Source organism: Stenotrophomonas sp. JAI102 (assembly GCF_013409105.1).
GTDB classification, from domain to species: Bacteria; Pseudomonadota; Gammaproteobacteria; order Xanthomonadales; family Xanthomonadaceae; genus Stenotrophomonas; species Stenotrophomonas maltophilia_AA.
In genome coordinates, this window is the sequence record NZ_JACCCI010000001.1 from 907,659 (window position 1) to 927,146 (window position 19,488).

General features: G+C 66.0%; 14 protein-coding genes. 11 read left to right on the forward strand and 3 right to left on the reverse strand.

Annotated elements, in window-relative coordinates:
• The first annotated feature begins 37 nt into the window (after positions 1-37).
• The gene (locus HDC96_RS04250; RefSeq protein ID WP_257018586.1) at positions 38-415 is read left to right on the forward strand and encodes an antibiotic biosynthesis monooxygenase family protein; all 378 of its coding nucleotides are present in this window, start codon (positions 38-40) and stop codon (positions 413-415) included.
• Between the two features lie 20 nt (positions 416-435).
• Here the strand turns inward: HDC96_RS04250 and HDC96_RS04255 are convergent, their stop codons facing one another.
• A complete protein-coding gene (locus HDC96_RS04255) occupies positions 436-783 on the reverse strand; it encodes a hypothetical protein (RefSeq protein WP_179458884.1) in 348 nt (115 codons plus the stop codon).
• 145 nt (positions 784-928) lie between these two features.
• Between HDC96_RS04255 and HDC96_RS04260 the strand changes: the two genes are divergently transcribed.
• Together HDC96_RS04260 and HDC96_RS04265 are read left to right on the forward strand one after the other, a co-directional pair.
• Positions 929-1,453: a GNAT family N-acetyltransferase gene (locus HDC96_RS04260; protein ID WP_179458885.1), complete on the forward strand. Its 525-nt coding sequence runs from the start codon at positions 929-931 to the stop codon at positions 1,451-1,453.
• Between the two features lie 147 nt (positions 1,454-1,600).
• Positions 1,601-3,469, forward strand: a complete 1,869-nt coding sequence (locus HDC96_RS04265) for a hypothetical protein (protein WP_257018587.1) — start codon at positions 1,601-1,603, stop codon at positions 3,467-3,469.
• A gap of 10 nt (positions 3,470-3,479) precedes the next feature.
• On the opposite strand, the gene HDC96_RS04270 is transcribed toward HDC96_RS04265, so the two are convergent.
• Positions 3,480-4,541, reverse strand: a complete 1,062-nt coding sequence (locus HDC96_RS04270) for a LacI family DNA-binding transcriptional regulator (protein WP_257018588.1) — start codon at positions 4,539-4,541, stop codon at positions 3,480-3,482.
• A gap of 327 nt (positions 4,542-4,868) precedes the next feature.
• On the opposite strand from HDC96_RS04270, the gene HDC96_RS04275 reads away from it, so the two are divergent.
• The 8 genes from HDC96_RS04275 (at position 4,869) to HDC96_RS04310 (ending at position 18,349) form a co-directional block, all read left to right on the forward strand.
• Positions 4,869-8,003, forward strand: a complete 3,135-nt coding sequence (locus tag HDC96_RS04275; protein ID WP_179458887.1) for a TonB-dependent receptor — start codon at positions 4,869-4,871, stop codon at positions 8,001-8,003.
• Between the two features lie 68 nt (positions 8,004-8,071).
• Positions 8,072-8,830 (forward strand): SapC family protein, encoded by a 759-nt coding sequence (locus HDC96_RS04280; protein WP_179458888.1) that lies wholly within the window; start codon positions 8,072-8,074, stop codon positions 8,828-8,830.
• A 3-nt stretch (positions 8,831-8,833) separates the two neighbouring features.
• A complete protein-coding gene (locus HDC96_RS04285) occupies positions 8,834-9,853 on the forward strand; it encodes a cupin-like domain-containing protein (RefSeq protein WP_179458889.1) in 1,020 nt (339 codons plus the stop codon).
• Between the two features lie 13 nt (positions 9,854-9,866).
• Entirely contained in the window at positions 9,867-11,396 is a 1,530-nt protein-coding gene (locus HDC96_RS04290; protein WP_179458890.1) for a tryptophan halogenase family protein, read from the forward strand.
• Positions 11,397-11,460: 64 nt separating this feature from the next.
• Positions 11,461-12,954: a xylulokinase gene (gene xylB / locus HDC96_RS04295; RefSeq protein WP_179458891.1), complete on the forward strand. Its 1,494-nt coding sequence runs from the start codon at positions 11,461-11,463 to the stop codon at positions 12,952-12,954.
• Positions 12,955-12,996: 42 nt separating this feature from the next.
• Positions 12,997-14,331: a xylose isomerase gene (xylA, locus tag HDC96_RS04300; RefSeq protein WP_179458892.1), complete on the forward strand. Its 1,335-nt coding sequence runs from the start codon at positions 12,997-12,999 to the stop codon at positions 14,329-14,331.
• Positions 14,332-14,378: 47 nt separating this feature from the next.
• Positions 14,379-15,788 carry a sugar porter family MFS transporter gene (locus HDC96_RS04305; protein WP_179458893.1) on the forward strand — a complete coding sequence of 470 codons (1,410 nt, stop codon included), beginning with the start codon at positions 14,379-14,381 and terminating at the stop codon, positions 15,786-15,788.
• Positions 15,785-18,349, forward strand: coding sequence for an exo 1,3/1,4-beta-D-glucan glucohydrolase (locus HDC96_RS04310; protein ID WP_179458894.1), 2,565 nt, complete (start codon positions 15,785-15,787; stop codon positions 18,347-18,349). Before HDC96_RS04305 ends, HDC96_RS04310 begins: the two co-directional genes overlap by 4 nt.
• Positions 18,350-18,366: 17 nt before the next feature.
• On the opposite strand, the gene HDC96_RS04315 is transcribed toward HDC96_RS04310, so the two are convergent.
• On the reverse strand, positions 18,367-19,422 hold the full coding sequence (locus HDC96_RS04315; RefSeq protein ID WP_179458895.1) for a LacI family DNA-binding transcriptional regulator: 1,056 nt from the start codon (positions 19,420-19,422) through the stop codon (positions 18,367-18,369).
• Positions 19,423-19,488: the final 66 nt, after the last annotated feature.

The following is a 19,488-nucleotide window of genomic DNA, read 5'->3' on the forward strand; positions in this document are numbered from 1 at the left end:
GTTTTCATCGAATGACGCGCAGGCGTCGGAGAGAGCAATGAACAAGGCAATGTGGTGCATTTCAATCTGTCTGATCGCGCTTTCATTCAGCGCTCGGGCAGAGGAGGCGCAGATGACGAGACTGTCGAAAATCACCGTGGACGCTGCCCATCTCCCCGCCTATCGGGAGGCGCTGGCTGAAGAGGTCCGCGCTTCAATGGCGCTTGAGCCTGGTGTTCTGTCGCTGTATGCGGTGTTTGACAAGGAGGATCCGACACGACTGACCATCCTGGAGATCTACGCCAATCGCCAGGCCTACGAAGCACATGTAAAGAGCCCGCACTTCCTCGCGTACAAGAACGGAACACTGCACATGGTCACGTCGCTGGAGCTGGTGGACGTCGATCCGCTGCTACCGGAGTTGAAGATCAAGTGAGCCGACGGGCAGCGGCCCGCTCAAGGCCCTTGCTGATCGGCATCCGGAGCGCTGGCCGTATCGCCGTCCAGCGTCAGCGGCCTCGCCATGTCCTTGATCCAGCCCCACAGACCATAGAGGACGGCGTAGGCGCTGAGGGCGCTGAGCAACATCGGCCACATCGCTTCTTTCATCAGCTCCCCTGGGTCGCATTGGAGCGGGCCGCTGTTGCCCTTGCCCATCCGCATGCAGCCGTGTTCGGGATAGGCCATCGTATAGGCGCCCCAGGCGAGGAACGCGGCGAGCAGTGCGAACAACAGCATCACGCCGACGTCGGCATCACGATTGCCCAATCGCTCCCAGCGTTGCGCCAGCCGCAGCTTCAACATCCTTCAACATCCCTGTCCATACAGCCACCCATGATAACAGTGCACGATATCGCGCAGACATCGGGTCGGTAGACTTGGTGTCTGCCACAGATGGCGGCAAACTACTGCTGGACGTGGCGTAGCGCCACCGGCAGGAGTGACATGCGTGACTGATCCAGGAAAGGAAGCGCTGACCATCCGTCGCGCCAGGGTGACCGATACATCCGCTGTGCTGCGGTTGTTCGACGAAGTGATTGCGTGGTTCGTGGCCATCGGCAACCCGCAGCAGTGGGGCAGCGAAGCATGGTCGTCCATTCCGCGCCGCATCACCCAGGTGACCGACGCCTGCACGCTGCCCGGCGCTTGGGTGGCTGAAACAGGGCAGGGTGAGGTACGCGCATTCCTGGCGCTGGGCGAGGCCATGCCTTACGTGCCCGCGGCGACCGGGCCAGAGCTCTATGTCCGTGTGCTGGTTGCTTCGCGGGATCCGCGCGTGCGCGGTATCGGCCGCCGGCTGATGGCGTTCGCCGACGAGCAGGCACGTGCCGCGGGCGTCGCCTACCTGCGCGTGGATTGCTATGGCGGAGGCAGTGGCGACCTGGTGCGTTTCTACGAATCGTGCGGTTACGAAAGGCTGTCGACCTTCACCATAGACGGTTGGCCGGGCCAGGTTCTGGGTCGCCGCTTGTAAGGTAGCGGCGTTCCTCATGCAGGCCGTCGATCTCAGATGGGGCGTCTCGATACGTCGCAGCTGCGCGGCTTGGAAGATGGCTCTCGACTCGCTGCATCGGTGCCCTCCAACGTGTAATCTGCACCGCTGCTTTTGACGGCCTTCTCGATGAAACGCATTTTCCTCTGCTGGGTGCTGTGGACCCCGAGCCTGGCGATGGCGGCCCCTGGCGCGTTCGCACCGCAGTTGAGCGGATTCGAGGGTGAGCCGCTGATCAGCGCGGATGGCCGCCTGCTGGTAGCGCCCAACGCAGCAAGGATGGTTCCCTTGTCTGCCGACCGCTGGTATCGAACGGGCTGGTACAACGGAAGCGAGCACGGTCGTCAGACCCGGCCGCAGTGGTTCGACGGCCAAGGCCACATGCTGCGCGAGTCTTCAGGTGGCATCCGGTACGGCGACCGCCTTGAAGGCAGCAACACACTATGGAAGGTCGAACTGCGCGATGAGCAGGACAGCTACCTCGGTACCGGATTGGCAGATGCGCAGGGGAAGGTTCACTTCCAACCGACGCGCGAATCCGGGGACTGGAGGTTCGTCGCGCCGGATCGGATAGCGTGGCAGGGCCGTAGGGGTGGGGCGCGCATCTTCAGTCTGGACGGCCTCGAAGTCCTGCGCATCCAGGCACACGAGATATGGGTAGGCGGGCCCTTCGCAGGTCGCAAGGCCTATGTGATCTGTGGCGACTACGAGATGGCCTCCTGTCGCGTGCAGGAAGAAGGCGGCGCAGTGCTGTTTGAGGGGGACTTCGACGAGGCGCGCGCGGCTGGAGAGGGGTGGTGGCTGCGTAAGCTGGATACCTGGAGGCGTGTCGATGCGGCGGGCGTGGGTGTGGACCGCGCACGGTATCAGGGCATCGCGCTGTGGCCGCATTATCGCAGCAGCGTTGCGGCCGACAGCACCGCAGACCAACCACTGGAGGTCCGCCGCCATGCCAATGGCCTCGACAGCGACACGCCCGAACGCGGCTGGCTGCTGGATGATGGACACTTTGCCGCACTCCCGGCGTCCGGTACCGGCATGATCGTGGAGTACTGCCCGGGGCGCTGGCTGCTGCGCACCGAGTCAGGCGTCGAGCCGATTGTGGACGCGCGTGGGAAGGTACGGGCCCAGACGCAGACCATGGGCTTCAACGAACATCCTGAACTTCCATGGCGGCTACGCCAGGACTATGGCGGCAACGGTGCTGCGATCCTGGATTGTGAGGGTAGCGTGCTGTTTGAGCAGTCGGACGTGCTCAACGTCCGATCGGCGCACGCCGGTGCCATGGGTACGCTGGCCGGAGAGGAAGCGCCGCGACTATGGATTGACGCCGCTCTGCGACCGCATCTATTGCCCAGCGGGCTGCGGCTGCAGGAGCGCTACGTCGCGCCCCCCTTGCTGGTGGCGGAGGATGTAGAAGGCAACAGCCACCTCTACAACACATCGCTGGGCAAGGTCGTAGCGCCGTCTTTCGGCGCTGTCGAAGAACTGACGCCAACGCATCTGATTTTCCTCCGCGACGGACGCTACGGAATGCTGTTGCCCGATGGCCGCGAACTGCTGCCGCCGATCTATGCCCAAATCCTGCCCCTGTCGGCACAAAGAGTCTGGGCGCGGCAGGACGTGGGGCGCGATGGTGACTGGAGAAGCCAGGTCACTCTGTTCGACGGTGCCCTGCGCATGCTGGTGCGTCGGACGTTCGATTCGGGCGGGATGGACAGAGTTTCCGTGCGCGAGGGCGGCGAGCATGTGCCGGAGGTTCTGGCACTGTCGCTCGGGAGCATGACCGTGGGCGACATGACCTATGGGCTGAAGCAATGGCTGGGGGGTGACGGGCAGGTGCTGGCGAGTGCAGTTCACTGCGTGTCGGAGCAACGAGGCCAGGAAGGAGAGTCGGGCGTCCTGTTGGGCAGCGGCTGGCGTGTGGACAGCGATCCACAGCGCCCGTGCCAGGTGCCTACGGACGTGATGCAGGCCCTGCGGGCCAGTGACCTTTGATGTGCGGCCACTACAGGGCCCGCAAAGGCCGCGATACGGACGCCCGCGTGACCAACTGGTGCGGAAGCACATGGTTGACGATGCCGCGCGCCGAAGCAGAGGGGGGTCGAATCTCGCGCAACAGGATGTCGATGGCAGTGTCCGCCATCTCCGCCACCGGTTGACGGATCGTGGTCAGCTCCGGCCACACCATCGTCGACGCGGAGGTGTCGTCGAAACCGACCACCGACAGATCGCGCGGCACCTCCAGGCCGCGACGGTGCGCCACGGAAACAACGGCAGACGCCATGTCGTCGTTGCTGGCGAAGATCGCACTGGGCGGCGTGTGCAGGGCCAGCAGCCCTTTGGCCGCCTCCAGTCCGGAGCGGTAGGTGAAGCAGCCGGGCTGGACGAGTGCAGCGTCGTACGCGATGCCCACGTCAGCCAGCGCATCCCGGTAGCCCTGCCAGCGGTGCGCGCTGGCGGTCTGATTCGGATCACCCTTGATGTAGCCGATGCGGGTATGTCCCTGGCTGATCAGGTGCGACACCATGTCATGGCTGGCCTGGCGGTCATCAATGCGCACACAGGACACCCTGTCACTGAAATGACTGGACGCGATGGAGATGACGGGAATGCCGCCGAGCAGGAATTCGTCGACGATGTCCTTCGACTCACACAGGGGTGGGGGAAGAATCACGCCCGCCACGCTGCTGGACAGTTGCCGTGCCGCCTCGCGACGCGCCTGCGTGCCCAGGTCGTCCCAGGTGGCGATCACCAACTGCGCCGCGGCCCGGGTGGAGCCGCGCAGGGCCCCGACCAGCAGTTCGCGAAGATAGCTGGCGCTGGGATTGGTGTAGATCAACGCGATGCAGGTGTGCTGCGCCGCCGCCAGGGCGCTCGCCGCAGGATTGGGCCGATAGTCCAGTTCGAGCACGCTGCGCATGACACGCTCGCGGTTGCCTTCGCGCACCCCCGCATGGCCGTTGATGACGCGGGACACCGTCATGGCGGATACCCCGGCGTGCGCCGCGACGTCGTCGATGGTGATGGCACTCGCTTTTCGACGGACGGTTCTGTGGCTGTTCTTCAAGGGCTCGTTTCCTTTGCTGCGCTGCATGATGACAAGCGCGACCCCGGATGATTAGTCTGCGGCCGTGACGTGATGGTAGCGCTACCACCTGGCCGGGGTAAGGACCAGTGGGTACCCCCCCCTTTACCACGCGGCTGTTCTGGCAAGCCTGAAAGCGAGTGTGAGTCGCAGTGAGCGCACAGCGCACTGCGATGTTCGGTGTGGAAGACGGGCATCGCCCGTACGTGCCCCCAGGAGGGGCGGTACATCCATTCGATCGTATATGTCAGAGGGGAGAGTCATGAGCGCTTCTACGTTCCGTCGTACCCAAGGCCGGGGGGCTCGTTCATGAGCCGCACGCTGGCGAAGTTCACCTCCAGGGCCATGTTCACGTTTGTGGGCGGCGTCCTGGTCATCAATCCCGCCTTCGCACAGGACGCCTCAACGCCGGCGCCCGTCGCCCAAGCGCAGGCCCAGCCCAGCAGCCCGACGCAGCTGGATACCGTGCAGGTCACCGGCATCCGCAACAGCCTCAGCCAGGCGATGGACATCAAACGCGACTCGGCCGGCGTGGTGGATGCGATCAGTGCCGAGGACATCGGCAAGTTCCCGGACACCAACCTGGCCGAGTCCCTGCAGCGCATCACCGGCATCTCCATCGAGCGCCGTGATGGCGAAGGCGCGCAGGTCACGGCCCGAGGCTTTGGCCCGCAGTTCAACATGGTGACGCTCAACGGGCGCCAGATGCCGGGTGCTGATGCGTTCGGTGCCTCGGGACAGGTCGCCATCGGCGGCGTCGACGGCGGCACCCGCGCGTTCAACTTCGCCCAACTGGCCGCCGAGGCCATCAACGGCATCGAGGTCTACAAGACCAGCCAGGCCAATGTGCCCAGCGGTGGCATCGGTGCCACCATCAACATTCTGACGGCGCGGCCGTTCGACCATGATGGCACCGTCGCCAGTGCCGGTGCGAAGGTCGTCTCCGACCAGAGCCAGCCGTTCGACAGCGACCTGACGCCGGAACTGTCCGGTATCTTCAGCTACAGCAACCCGGAAAAGACCTTCGGCGTGGGTGTGAGTGCGAGCTACCAGAAGCGCAAGGGCGGCTCGGTGCAGGCCACCAACAACTACTGGAACATCCAGCCGTGGACCGGCACGTTGCCCGGCAACCCGACCGTGGTCAACGCACCGGCGATAGGCGCGCTGTACGGTCGCCCGAACGATCTCCGCTATGCGTTCTCCGAGTTCGAGCGTGAGCGCGTCAACGGCCAGGCGGTGCTGCAGTTCGCACCGACCGACGCGGTGACCCTGACCCTCGATTACACCTATTCGACGAACGAGATCACCGAGAATCGTGGCGAACAGGGCATGTGGTTGCAGAACAGCAACTACACCGATGTCACCTTCGACACCAGCGGCGCGGTCGCAACCCCGATCTACATCCGCGAAGTGGCGGGGACCAAGGATTTCGGGCTTGAACAGCAGCGCAGCATGCAGAAGTACAAGCTGGGATCGCTCGGCTTCAATGCCCAGTGGAACGTCACCGACCGCTTCAAGCTGAGCTTCGACGCGCACGACTCGAAGAACGAAAGCCGGCCGAACGATCCGCTCACCGGGGGCGGCTCCATCTTCAGCAGCATCGCCGGCACCAACAACTGCACCACCGGACCGCATTGCGGTGGGTCGTGGGTGCAGGAAATGAACTTCAACAACGGCCTGCCGGTGGGCACCCAGGTCTGGTACCCGAGCACGGCCGATGCCCTCGCCAAGACCAACGGCGTGGTCAATCCAGGCTTCGTGCCCGGCGAGATCGGGTCGCAGGTGCTGCGCGTCAATTCGCAGACCCAGATCAGCGAGATCAAGCAGGGTCGCGTCGACGGTGAGTGGAGCTTCGACAAGGGCCGCTTCCAGTTTGGCGTGGACTCGAGCAAGCAGACCACCCACCGCATCCAGGCCGCGGAGAACTACAACACCCTGGGCGACTGGGGCGTGGCCAACGTGGACGGGGATGTTGCCAACGGGCTGATGGACCTGCTGCAGCCGGTCAACATCGTCGGCTTGTTCAACGACTTCAATGCCAACAGCTTCACCGCCTGGCGCGGCGATGCGGGCCGCCTCGCGCAGTGGGCGGCGGACAACTATGGCGCCAGTCTCGGCGTGAGTCCGCAGCGCGCCGCCGACAACCTGGTGGAGGAGAAGACCAAATCGGCCTATTTCCAGGTCGAACTGGACGGCGAGCTGGGCGGCCTGCGCACCAATACCCGTCTGGGCGTGCGCTATGAAACCACCGATGTGGTGTCGACGTCGGTCATCGCCATTCCGGAAGCGATCGAATGGCAGTCCAACAACGACTTCCGCGTGGTGTTGTCCGACGAGCAACAGCCCTTCACCGAGAAGAACAGCTACAGCTACATCCTGCCCAACCTCGACTTCAGCATCGACCTCATGGACGACCTGAAGGGGCGCGTCTCGTTCGGCAAGAGCATCGCGCGCGCGCCGATCGGCAACCTCTATGCAGGCCCGACCGCACAGCAGCCGTTCGGCTCCGTGCTGATCGATCCGTCGTCGCGGGCCAGCGGCACGGCACAGAACCCGCAGTTGAAGCCGCTGGAATCGGACAACCTCGACCTGGCGCTGGAGTGGTACTTCGCTGACGCGAGCTACGTGTCCGTCACGTACTGGAACAAGCGGGTCGCCAACTTCATCGGCAACACCGTGGTCCAGGAGAACCTGTACGGCCTGCGGGATCCCACTTCCGGCCCGGATGCACAGTCGGCGCTGGCGTTCCTCAACAGCGGCGCCTGCGTGACCCAGGTCGGTGCGGCCAATGCGGCGGCCTGCAACGGCAACGACACCGCGCTGTTCACCGCGCTGGCGCTGCTGCGCAACAATCCCGCCGGGCTGGGTGCCTACAACGGTACGGACGCGCAGGTCCTGGCCACCGAAGCCAGCTACGATCTGTATGGCACGGCGGCCGACCCGCTGTACCAGTTCAACGTCAACCGGCCCATCAACCAGAACGAGTCCAAGCTGCATGGCTGGGAGCTCGGCGGGCAGTACTTCTTCGGCGACACCGGGTTCGGCGTCCTGGCCAACTACACCCTCGTGAACGGCGATGTCGGCTACAACAACGGGGGCGACCCGGGCATCGACCAGTTCTCGCTGACCGGCCTCAGTGATACTGCCAACGCCATGCTGATGTACGAAAAATACGGCTGGTCGGTGCGCCTGGCCTGGAACTGGCGTGACCAGTACCTGATCCTGGCCAACCAGGGCGCCAGCCGTAATCCGTACTACGTGGAAGCTTACGAACAGTGGGATCTCAGCGTGAACTACACCCTGGATGATCACTGGTCGTTTGGGCTGGAGGCGATCAACCTGACCGGTGAGGACGTCCGCTGGCGCTCGCGCACCTCGCAGATGATCGTGAAGCTGGCAGACCAGAGTCCGCGTTATATGCTTGGCGTTCGTTACCGGTTCTGATGTGTGGGGGTGCCGCTGCCCTGGCGGCGGCACCCGTTCAAGGGTCCTGATGGGGTTGAAAGAACACCATGCCGCGTTACGAAATGCTCAACAACATCGCCCACCGCGATCTGCGCGTGGCCACCGACTTCGGCCCCGAGTTCGGCGACGCGGTCGGCATGGTCCCGGCCTACCCGAGCGAGTTCGCCGAACTGCAGCGCGAATATCCCATTTTCCTTCGCAGGGACGCCGCCACGGGCGAGTGGCAGTCCGTGGCCCTGCTCGGGTTCGAGCAGCACGAAAATCTGTTCCTGCAGGACGGCCGATGGAATGCGTCCTACCTGCCCGGGGCGGCAGCCAAGGGACCGTTCCTCATCGGCTTCCAGGACAACCAGATCGATGGCACGCTCATCCAGGAAGCGGTGCTGCACGTGGATCTGGATCATCCGCGCGTGAATGCGATGCAGGGCGAGCCGGTGTTCCTGCCGCAGGGGGGCAACACACCGTATCTGGACCATATCGCAGGCGTGCTGCGTGGCATTCACGATGGCCACGCCTTCGGCGCGCAGATGTTTGCCGCGCTCGATGCCAAAGGACTCATTCAACCGATCACGCTCGACGTGCAGATCGCCCAGGAGCATCGGGTGGGTATCAACGGTCTGCACGCCATCGACCGTGACCGGCTTGGCCAGCTGGATGGCCCCGCCCTTGCCGAGCTCAACCGCGCCGGCTACCTGGAAGGTGCGTATCTGATGCTGGCATCGCTGCACAACATGCGGCGCCTGATCGCCGAGAAGCAGAAACGTCTGCGCCTGCAGGATGCCGCTGCGGCGGCGGGCAGGAACTGACCCGTGCAGGACGGCGTTGCCATGCGGACCCTGGAAGACCTGGAGCCCGGCGCGCTTCCGCTGGAGGCGCTGGTGGCCGCCGGCGAGCCGGTGGTGCTGCGCGGCATCGCGCGCGACTGGGGGCTGGTGCAGGCGGGGTTGCGCTCCACGCAGGCGGCGATGGGGTATCTGCGCGGCTTCGATGCGGGAATCCCTGTCCAATACTCCTTCGGCGGACCCGAGATCGAGGGGCGCCCGTTCTACAACGCGGATTTCACCCGGTTGAACGTCGAGGTCCGGCGTGGGGTGTTGAGCCAGGTGCTGGACGGGATTGCCGATCATCTCGACGACCCGAGGCCACCCACCTACTATCTCGCGTCGCTGCTGATCGATCGGGCGCTGCCCGGCTTCGCGGAGGCCAACGACGCCGGGCTTGCGGGGCAGGGCATCGAGGCCTCGGCGTGCATCTGGATCGGCAACCGCGTGACCGCCTCCTGCCATTTCGACACCCCGGACAACCTGGCGTGCTGCGCCGTGGGCCGGCGCCGGTTCACGCTTTTCCCTCCCGAGCAGATCGACAATCTGTATCCGGGGCCGCTGGAACCCACCCCGGGCGGGCAGGTGGTGAGCGTGGTGGATTTCGACCGCCCGGACTTCGCGCGCCATCCACGGTTCCGTGATGCATTGGCAAGCGCGCAGAGCGCCGAGCTCGAACCGGGGGATGCGATCTTCATTCCTGGCCTGTGGTGGCACCACGTGCGCAGCCTCGCGCCGTTCAATGTGCTGCTGAACTACTGGTGGCGCAGTTCGCCGGCCTTCCTGTCCTCACCGCTGCCGGCACTCCATCACGCGATGTGGGCCGTGCGCGATCTGCCGATCCGCGAGAAGCAGGCCTGGGCAAAGATCTTCGAGTACTACGTATTCGGTCCGGGTGAGCGGGCAGGGCAGCACCTGCCCGACGCCGCCCGGGGCGACCTGGCACCCTTCGACGAGACGCAGGCGCGCCGCATGCGCGCCCAGTTGCTGGCTCGACTCAACCGCTGATGGGAGCACCGCATTGAACGTGGCGAACACAACCGAAGGGCGCATCCGCAAGGTCGTCATCGCCGGGGGCGGCACCGCAGGCTGGCTGGCCGGCTGTGCGCTGGCGCACCAGTTCCGCGACCAGCTCGACATCACCCTGGTGGAGTCCGAGCAGATCGGTACGGTGGGTGTCGGCGAGTCGACCGTGCCGCCCATCCGCACGTTCCACCGTTTCCTGCAGATCGATGAGCAGGAGTTCCTGCAGGCCGTCGCGGGCACGTTCAAGCTCTCGATCTCGTTCGAGAACTGGCGTCGGCCCGGCGACCGCTTCATCCATCCGTTCGGCACGATCGGGCAGGGCACCTGGGCTACGCCGTTCCACCACTTCTGGCTGGACAGCCTGCGCCGCGGCATGCCGTCGGACCTGGGCGATTTCTGCCTGGAAAGCGTGGCCTCGCGGGAGGACCGGTTCTCGCTGCAGACCCAGCCCCAGGTCAATTACGCGTATCACTTCGACGCCGGGCTCTACGCGAAATTCCTGCGCCGCAAAGCTGAAGGCCACGGGCTGCGCCGGGTGGAAGGCAAGATCCGCGAGGTGCGGCAACATCCGCATGACGGCTCCGTTGCCTCCCTGGTGCTGGAAGACGGGCAGGTCATCGAGGGCGATCTGTTCATCGACTGCACTGGCTTCCGCGGCCTGTTGACCGAGCAGACCCTGCATACCGGCTATGAGGACTGGAACGAATGGTTGCCCAGTGACCGCGCCGTCGCGGTGCAGACCGAGTCGGTCGGCCCGCCGGTGCCGTACACCCGCGCCATCGCGCACGAAGCCGGGTGGCGATGGCATATCGCGCTTCAGCACCGGGTCGGCTGTGGCCTGGTGTTCTCCAGCCGCCACATGTCCGACGACGAAGCGCAGGCCAAGCTGCTGCGTGACGTCGACGGGCCGCCGCTGCGCGATCCCTGGCTGGTGCCGTTCCGCAGCGGGCGCCGGTTGAAGGCCTGGAACAGGAACGTGGTGGCGCTGGGTCTTGCGAGCGGCTTCATCGAGCCGCTGGAGTCGACCAGCATCCATCTGACCATCAGTGCGGTGGTGCGCCTGATCCAGCTGTTCCCGTTCGACGGCATCAGCCCGGCGCTGATGGACCTGTACAACGATGTCAGCCGCCAGGAGATGGAGCATGTGCGCGACTTCATCATCCTGCACTACCACGCCAACCAGCGCGACGAGCCGATGTGGAAGGCCTGTCGGGAGATGGAGCTGCCCGAATCGCTCGCGGTCCGCCTGCGCGCCTGGCGCGAACGTGCGCATGCCTGGCAGGACCCCGGCGAGTTGTTCCGGGTGGACTCCTGGACGAGCGTGCTGATGGGGCAGGGGATCCAGCCGGGACCTCCGCACCCGCTTGCCGCTGCCATCAGCGACGCGGACCTGCGCACGCTGTTGATGCGGCTCCGCCAGCCGGTGGAGCAGGCGGCCGCGACGATGCCGTCGCAGGCAGCGTTCATCGAACGCTACTGCAGGGCGGCGCAGGACGTCTGGCCACGGGCCTCAGCCCTGGCCTAGCAGGGCAGCACGCTGCTGCACAGAAATGGTAGCGCTACCTCCATACACCCACGGGATGAGATAGATGGATCTGGTTGCAGGAATCGATGCGGGTACACAGAGTCTGAAAGTCGTGGTGTACGACCCCGCCGGGCGGCAGCTCATTGCCAGCGCGAGCGCCCCTCTGGACCTGGCGTCCGCCGCCGATGGCAGCCGTGAGCAGCAGCCGGCCGCGTGGGTCGCAGCCCTTCAGGCCTGCTTCCGTGCGATCGATTCCAAGGTTCGTTCCCGCATCTCCGCGCTGGCGGTATCGGGGCAACAGCACGGCTTCGTCCCGGTCGACGCCGCGGGGGAGGTCCTCGCACCGGCCAAGCTGTGGTGCGACACCAGCACCTCGGCCGAGTGCGTGCTGATCATGGACGCACTCGGCGGACCAGCGCGCACGATCTCGCTGGCCGGCAACCCCATCCTGACCGGTTACACCGCGTCCAAACTGCCCTGGACGAAGACGCACCGGCCCGACGCCTACGCCCGGCTGGCCACGATCCTGCTGCCGCACGACTACCTCAACTTCGTGCTGACTGGGCAGCGCTTCTGCGAGTATGGCGATGCGTCGGGCACGGGCTGGCTGGACGTGCGCACCCGGACCTGGTCAGCCGACCTGCTGCGCGCGACCGATCCGGAGCGCGACCTGGCCCTCTGCCTGCCGCGCATCGCCGCGCCCGACGAACTGTTCGACATCGATCCGGCCACGGCGGGCGTATTGGGGCTTCCCGGGACGGTGAAGATTGCGGTTGGCGGGGGCGACAACATGATGGCGGCCATCGGTACCGGCTGCGTCGTGCCCGGCCGCCTGGCGATGAGCCTGGGTACCTCGGGCACCTTGTTCGCCTATTCGGACACGCCCGTGGTCGATCCGGACGGCGCCTGGGCCGCGTTCTGCTCGTCCACCGGTGGCTGGCTGCCGTTGATCTGCACAATGAACTGCACCGTGGTGACCGAACAGGTCGCCGACGCCTTCGGCTTCAGCACCCGCGATGGCGATGGGCACCTGCGTGCCACAACCCCCGGTGCCGACGGCCTGGTGATGCTGCCGTTCCTCAATGGCGAACGCACGCCGGACCTGCCGCTGGGCAAGGGCGTCCTGGCCGGTCTGGACACGACGAACATGACCCCGGCACACCTCTACCGCGCGGCCATGGAAGGCGCCACCTATAGCCTGAAGTATGGCTACGACGCCTTCGTCCGCGCGGGCATGCGGTTCGACCGCATCGTGCTGACCGGTGGCGGCAGCAACAGCGCGCAGTGGCGGCAGATGGTGGCCGATGTCTTCGGCCTGCCGGTGGACGTGCCGACCCAGTCCGAGGGGGCGGCGTTCGGTGCGGCATTGCAGGCCCTGTGGGCGCTGGGTCACGCGCGCGGTGACGCCGCCTCCATCGCCGATATCGCGGACCGGCACGTTGCGGTCGATCCGCTGCAGTCCACTCATCCGGATCCGATGCGTACGCACGCCTATGCCACGGCCTATGCACGTTTCCTGCGACATCTCGACGCCCTCACGCCGCTGTATCGCGGCTGATCCCTCTACGCACCACCTCGCACAACGACAGGAAGACGCACCATGAGCAATCAACCCTTCATCGGCGCCAAGGAATACTTCCCCGGCATCGGCCGCATCCCCTTCGAAGGCCGGGGCTCGGACAATCCGCTCGCGTTCAAGGTCTATGACGCGGACAAGGTCATCGGTGGCAAGACGATGCAGGATCATCTGCGCTTCGCGGCCTGCTACTGGCACACCTTCTGCAACGCCGGGCATGATCCGTTCGGTCCGGGCACCCGTAATTTCCCGTGGGAACGCGCCTCGCCGATGGCGACTGCCGAGGCGAAGGTGGACGCGGCGTTCGAGTTCTTCACCAAGCTGGGCGTGCCGTACTGGTGCTTCCACGATATCGACCTGGCGCCGGATGCGGACGACGTCGCCCAGTACGAGAAGAACCTGAAGCACATGGTGGGCCTGGCCAAGGCCCGGCAGGATGCGACCGGCATGAAGCTGCTGTGGGGCACGGCCAACCTGTTCTCGCACCCGCGCTACATGAATGGTGCGTCCACCAATCCGGATTTCGCCGTGGTGGCGCGCGCCGCCGTGCAGGTGAAGGCCGCCCTGGAGGCGACGGTTGAACTGGGGGGCGAACACTATGTGTTCTGGGGTGGCCGCGAAGGCTATGCCTCGCTGGCGAACACGCAGATGAAGCGCGAGGTCGATCACTTCGCGCGGTTCCTCACGATGGCGCGCGACTATGGCCGCAGCATCGGCCTGAAGGGCAACTTCCTGATCGAACCCAAGCCGATGGAGCCGATGAAGCACCAGTATGACTTCGACAGCGCGACCGTGGCGGGCTTCCTGAAAGAGCATGGCCTGCACAAGGACTTCAAGCTCAATATCGAGGCGAACCACGCCACGCTCTCCGGCCACACCTTCGAGCACGATCTGCAGGTCGCCTCGGACCACGGCCTGCTGGGCAGCATCGACGCCAACCGCGGCAACGCGCAGAACGGCTGGGATACGGATCAGTTCCCGACCGACCTCTACGACACGGTGGGCGCGATGCTGGTCGTGCTGCGGCAGGGCGGCTTGGAGGGCGGCCTGAACTTCGATGCCAAGTTGCGCCGCGAATCCACCGACATGGAAGACCTGTTCATCGCCCACATCGGCGGCATGGACGCATTCGCACGCGGGCTGGAAGTGGCCTACGCGCTGCTCAACGACTCGCCGCTGGAACAGTGGCGCACGGCGCGCTACGCCAGCTTCGACACTGGTGCCGGCAAGGAGTTCGCGCAAGGCGCGCTCAGCCTCACGGACCTGGCCGCACTGGGTGCCAAGGGCGGTGAGCCCCACCAGACCAGCGGCAAGCAGGAACGCTACGAGAACCTGCTCAACCAGTACCTGCTGCGCTGAGCGCGACAGTTCGCAGCGATGACACCGAACCGGGGAGGGGCAGGGCAATGAAGCAGGCAGCGAGCGGTGGGGAGAACACCCGGCTGATCGTATTGATCAGCGTGGTGGCGACGATTGGCGGATTCCTGTTCGGCTTCGACAGCGGCGTGATCAACGGTACCCAGGACGGCCTGCACCAGACGTTCCGGTCAGGCGAGTGGATGCAGGGGTTCGAGATTGCCTCGATGCTGTTGGGCTGCGCCATCGGTGCCTTCAGCGCCGGCCGGCTGTCCGACAGTCTGGGGCGCCGCAACGTGTTGATCGTCTCGGCGGTGTTGTTCCTGCTGTCGGCGATCGGGGCAGGTGCAGCGGCGTCGTCGACCATGTTCATCATCGCGCGGGTGATGGGGGGCTTTGCGGTGGGTGCGGCCAGCGTGATCTCGCCCGCGTACATCGCCGAAGTCGCGCCAGCCCGTTACCGTGGTCGCCTCGCGACAGTGCAGCAGATCGCCATCATCAGCGGGCTCACCGTCGCGTTCCTGTCCAACTATCTGTTGGCGGCCACCGCCGGCGCCTCGACCGAGCCGCTGTGGGGCGGGCATGCGGCGTGGCGCTGGATGTTCTGGATGCAGGCGGTGCCCTCGCTGCTGTTCCTGGCACTGTTGCTGACCATTCCAGAGAGCCCGCGCTACCTGGTGGTGAAGCGCCGCAAGGATGAGGCGCTGCACGTGCTGACGCGGCTGTTCGGCGGTGCCGAGGCGCAGGCCAAGCTGGCCGAGATCGACGCCTCGCTGTCGACCGATCACCACCGCCCGCGGCTGTCGGATCTGCGCAGCAAGGCCACCGGGAAGATGCGCCCGATTGTCTGGGTCGGCATCGGCCTCGCCATCTTCCAGCAGCTGGTTGGCATCAACGTGGTGTTCTACTACGGCGCCGTGCTCTGGCAGGCGGTCGGTTTTTCCGAGAACGATGCACTGCTGATCAACGTGCTGTCCGGTGCGCTCAGCATCGGCGCCTGCATCGTCACCGTGCTGCTGATCGACCGCATCGGGCGCAAGCCGCTGCTATGGGTCGGCTCGGCCGGCATGGCGGTGTCGTTGGCGCTGCTGGTGGCCGCATTCGCGAGTGGCTCGCTGGTCGATGGGCGCCTGCAGCTGCCCGGGAGCATGGGCACGCTGGCGCTGGTGGCGGCCAATGCCTACGTGGTGTTCTTCAACGTCTCCTGGGGCCCGGTGATGTGGGTGATGCTGGGCGAGATGTTCCCCAACCAGATCCGCGGCTCGGCACTGGCCGTGGCGGGTGCGGCGCAATGGACCGCGAACTTCGCCGTCACGGTGACGTTCCCCATTCTGTTGGCCGCCATCGGGCTCGCGGCGACGTACAGCCTCTACCTGGCGTCGGCCGTCATCTCGGTCTTCTTCGTGCTCAGGTATGTGCACGAAACCAAGGGCAAGGAACTGGAGCAGATGGAAGGATGAACACCATGACCAATCGACGCCTTACCCACGCCCGCCGTGGCGTGCTGCTGGCCGCGCTGATCGGGGTGCTGGCTGCCTGCGGAAACGATGACAAGGCCGTTGTGCCGGCGGCGGCCGATCCGGATCCGTGGCCGCAGGTGGCCTGGCCGCTGCCCCAGGATGCCGCGCTGGAGAAGCGGATCACCGACCTGATGGACACCATGACGGTGGAGGAAAAGGTGGGTCAGCTGGTGCAGGGCGACATCGCCAGCATCTCGCCGGAGGACCTCCGCACCTACCGGCTCGGCTCGATCCTCGCGGGCGGCAACTCCGATCCCGGCGGCCGCTACGATGCCTCGCCGGCCGAATGGCTGTCACTGGCCGATGCGTTCTATGCCGCCTCGATGGACACCTCGCAGGGCGGCAAGGCGATCCCGGTGCTGTTCGGCATCGACGCCGTCCACGGGCAGAGCAACATCACCGGCGCGACCCTGTTCCCGCACAACATCGGCCTGGGCGCGACCCGCAACCCGGAACTGCTGCGCCGCATCGGCGAGATCACCGCGCTGGAAACCCGTGCGACCGGGATGGAGTGGGCGTTCGCGCCGACCGTGGCGGTACCGCAGGACGACCGCTGGGGGCGTACCTACGAGGGGTACTCTGAATCGCCCGAGGTAGTGGCCAGCTATGCCGGCGCGATGGTCGAGGGCCTGCAGGGCAAGGTGGGCTCGCCAGGTTTCCTTGACGGTCGCCATGTCATCGCATCGGTCAAGCACTTCCTCGGTGATGGCGGAACGACCGATGGCAAGGACCAGGGCGACACCCGGATCAGCGAGGCCGAGCTGGTGCGCATCCACGCCGCCGGCTATCCGCCCGCCATCGCGGCGGGCGCGCAGACGGTGATGGCCTCCTTCAACAGCGTCAACGGCGAAAAGATGCACGGTAACAAGCCGTACCTGACCGATGCGCTGAAGGGGCGCATGCACTTCGGCGGTTTCGTGGTGGGCGACTGGAACGGCCACGGGCAGGTCAAGGGTTGCACCACCACCGATTGCCCGGCCACGATCACTGCCGGCCTGGACATGGCCATGGCGTCGGACAGCTGGAAGGGCTTCTACGAGACCACGCTGGCCGCAGTGAAGCACGGCACGCTTCCCCAGCAACGCCTGGATGACGCCGTGCGCCGGATCCTGCGGGTCAAGATGCGGCTGGGCCTGTTCGAGGCGGGCAAGCCGTCGTCGCGCGCCGTCGGTGGGCAGTTCGCACTCGTCGGCGCGCCGGAGCATCGTCAGGTTGCACGCCAGGCGGTGCGCGAATCGCTGGTGCTGCTGAAGAACCAGGGCGGCGTGCTGCCGCTGTCGCCGAAGCAACGCATCCTGGTGGCCGGTGACGGTGCGAACGACGTGGGCAAGCAGGCGGGCGGCTGGACGCTGAACTGGCAGGGTACCGGCACCACCCGCAAAGACTTCCCGAATGCGGACACGATCTACGAAGGCATTGCGCAGCAGGCCAAGGCCGCTGGCGGCGAGGCGCAGTTGGCGGTGGATGGCGCTTACACCACGAAACCGGATGTGGCCGTGGTGGTGTTCGGCGAGAACCCCTATGCGGAGTTCCAGGGCGACCTGCCGACCCTGGCCTACAAGCCGGGCGACGACGCGGATCTCGCGTTGATCAAGCGGCTCAAGGCCGACGGCATCCCCGTGATCGCGGTGTTCCTCAGCGGACGCCCGCTCTGGGTGAACCGTGAGATCAACGCCGCCGATGCCTTCGTGGCGGCGTGGCTGCCCGGTTCGGAAGGCGCCGGCATTGCCGATGTGCTGCTGCGCAGGCCGGATGGCAGCGTGCAGCACGACTTCAAGGGCAAACTGAGCTTCAGTTGGCCGCGCACCGCGACGCAGTACGCCAACAATGTCGGGCAGAAGGACTACGACCCCCTGTTCGCCTTCGGCTTCGGCCTGACCTATGCCGACAACGGTGATCTGGCCGCGCTGCCGGAAGCATCGGGCGTGACGGGCAACGAAGGGGCCGTCGGCGTGTTCTTCGCGCGTGGGGATGCCGGCTCCGGCATGGCCCTGCGGCTGGAGGGCAGCACAGGGCAGGGGGTGACCGTCACCCAGGTGCCGGAATCCCTCGAGGGCGATCTGCTGAAGGTCACCGGCGTGGATCACCTGGCGCAGGAAGATGGCCGCCGTCTCGCGTGGTCGGGCAAGGGTGAGGCGATCGTCGCGCTGCAGTCGCACACGCCGCTGGACCTGCAGCGCGAGAGCAACGGCGACCTGATGCTGTTGACCACGATGCGCGTCGACGCCGCACCCCAGAGCGAGGCGTGGTTGTCCGTGGGCTGCGGCACGGGCTGTTCGGCACGGGTCGCGCTCGGACCGGCGCTGGCAAAGCTGCCCGTGGGCCAATGGACCCGCGTGGGCGTGCCCTTGAAGTGTCTGGCGGCGGCAGGCGCGGAGGTCGGCAAGCTGGATCGCCCCTGGTCGATCGGGACGGCAGGCGCGATGACGCTCTCGGTGTCACGCGTTGCCCTCGGCGCCTTGAACGAAGCGGAGGCCACCATCGCATGCCCCGGCGCGTGACGATGTGGCTTCCGCCCTCAGCGCTTGGGCGGGCGCGCGACCGAGTCGCGCACCACCAGCCGGTGCGGCATGACGTGATCGGTCAACACGCGCGTGTCATCGCCCTTGCGGCGGATGATGCGCAACAGGATATCGATGGCGGCGTCGGCCATCGCGGCGATCGGTTGATGAATGGTGGTGAGCTCGGGCCAGACGGTCGTTGCCGCCGACGTGTCATCGAAGCCCACCACCGACAGGTCGCGGGGCACCTCGAGGCCACGTCGGTGTGCAACGGAGATGGCCGCTGCGGCCATGTCGTCGTTGCTGGCAAAGATGGCCGTCGGCGGCCGACGCTGGGACAGCAGCTTCTCGGTCGCGGCAAGCCCGGATCGATAGGTGTAATCCCCCTGTTGGACGAGGCCGGATTCGACCTGCAGCCCTGCGTCCTGCAGGGCGGTGACAAACCCATCGTAGCGTCGCGCGCTCGCACTGAGGTCGCTGCGGCCGCGGATGAAGCCGATCCGACGGTGCCCGTGCTGGATCAGGTGTTCGGCCATCTCCTTGCCCGCGTGGAAGTCGTCGATGCGGACGCAGGAGAGATCGTCTCTCAGGTGCCCCGACGCGATCGCGACCACCGGGATGCCGGCGCTGACCAGTTCGGTCACGGCCGCCTGCGACTCGCACAGCGGCGGCGGCAGGATGACGCCATCCACGCGTCCGCCCAAGGCGCGCGCAGCGTTGCGCTCGGCCTCGGGGTCGAAGTTGTCCCAGTAATGGATGACCAGCTGGATGGCCGCGTTGGACGCGACACGCAGCAGGCCCACCAGCAGCTCCCGCAGGTAGGCGCCGCTGGGATTGGTGTAGATCAGCGCGATCCGCGTGTGCTGCGCCGCGGCCAGCGAACTCGCGGCCAGGTTGGGCGTGTAGCCCAGTTCGCGCACCGCGCGCATCACCCGTTCGCGCGTGACATCGCGCACCTTGCCTTGGTTGATCGCGCGCGACACCGTCATCGGCGAGACCCCGGCCAGCGCAGCCACCTCGTCGATCGTCACGCCACTGGTTTTGCGGCGGACCGATTTCTTCGGCTTGTCCAATGCGTGTTGCCTTTCTTCTTTGTGACGCTGCCGCGAGGCGGGCACGTCCGCAGCTTACAAGGTTTG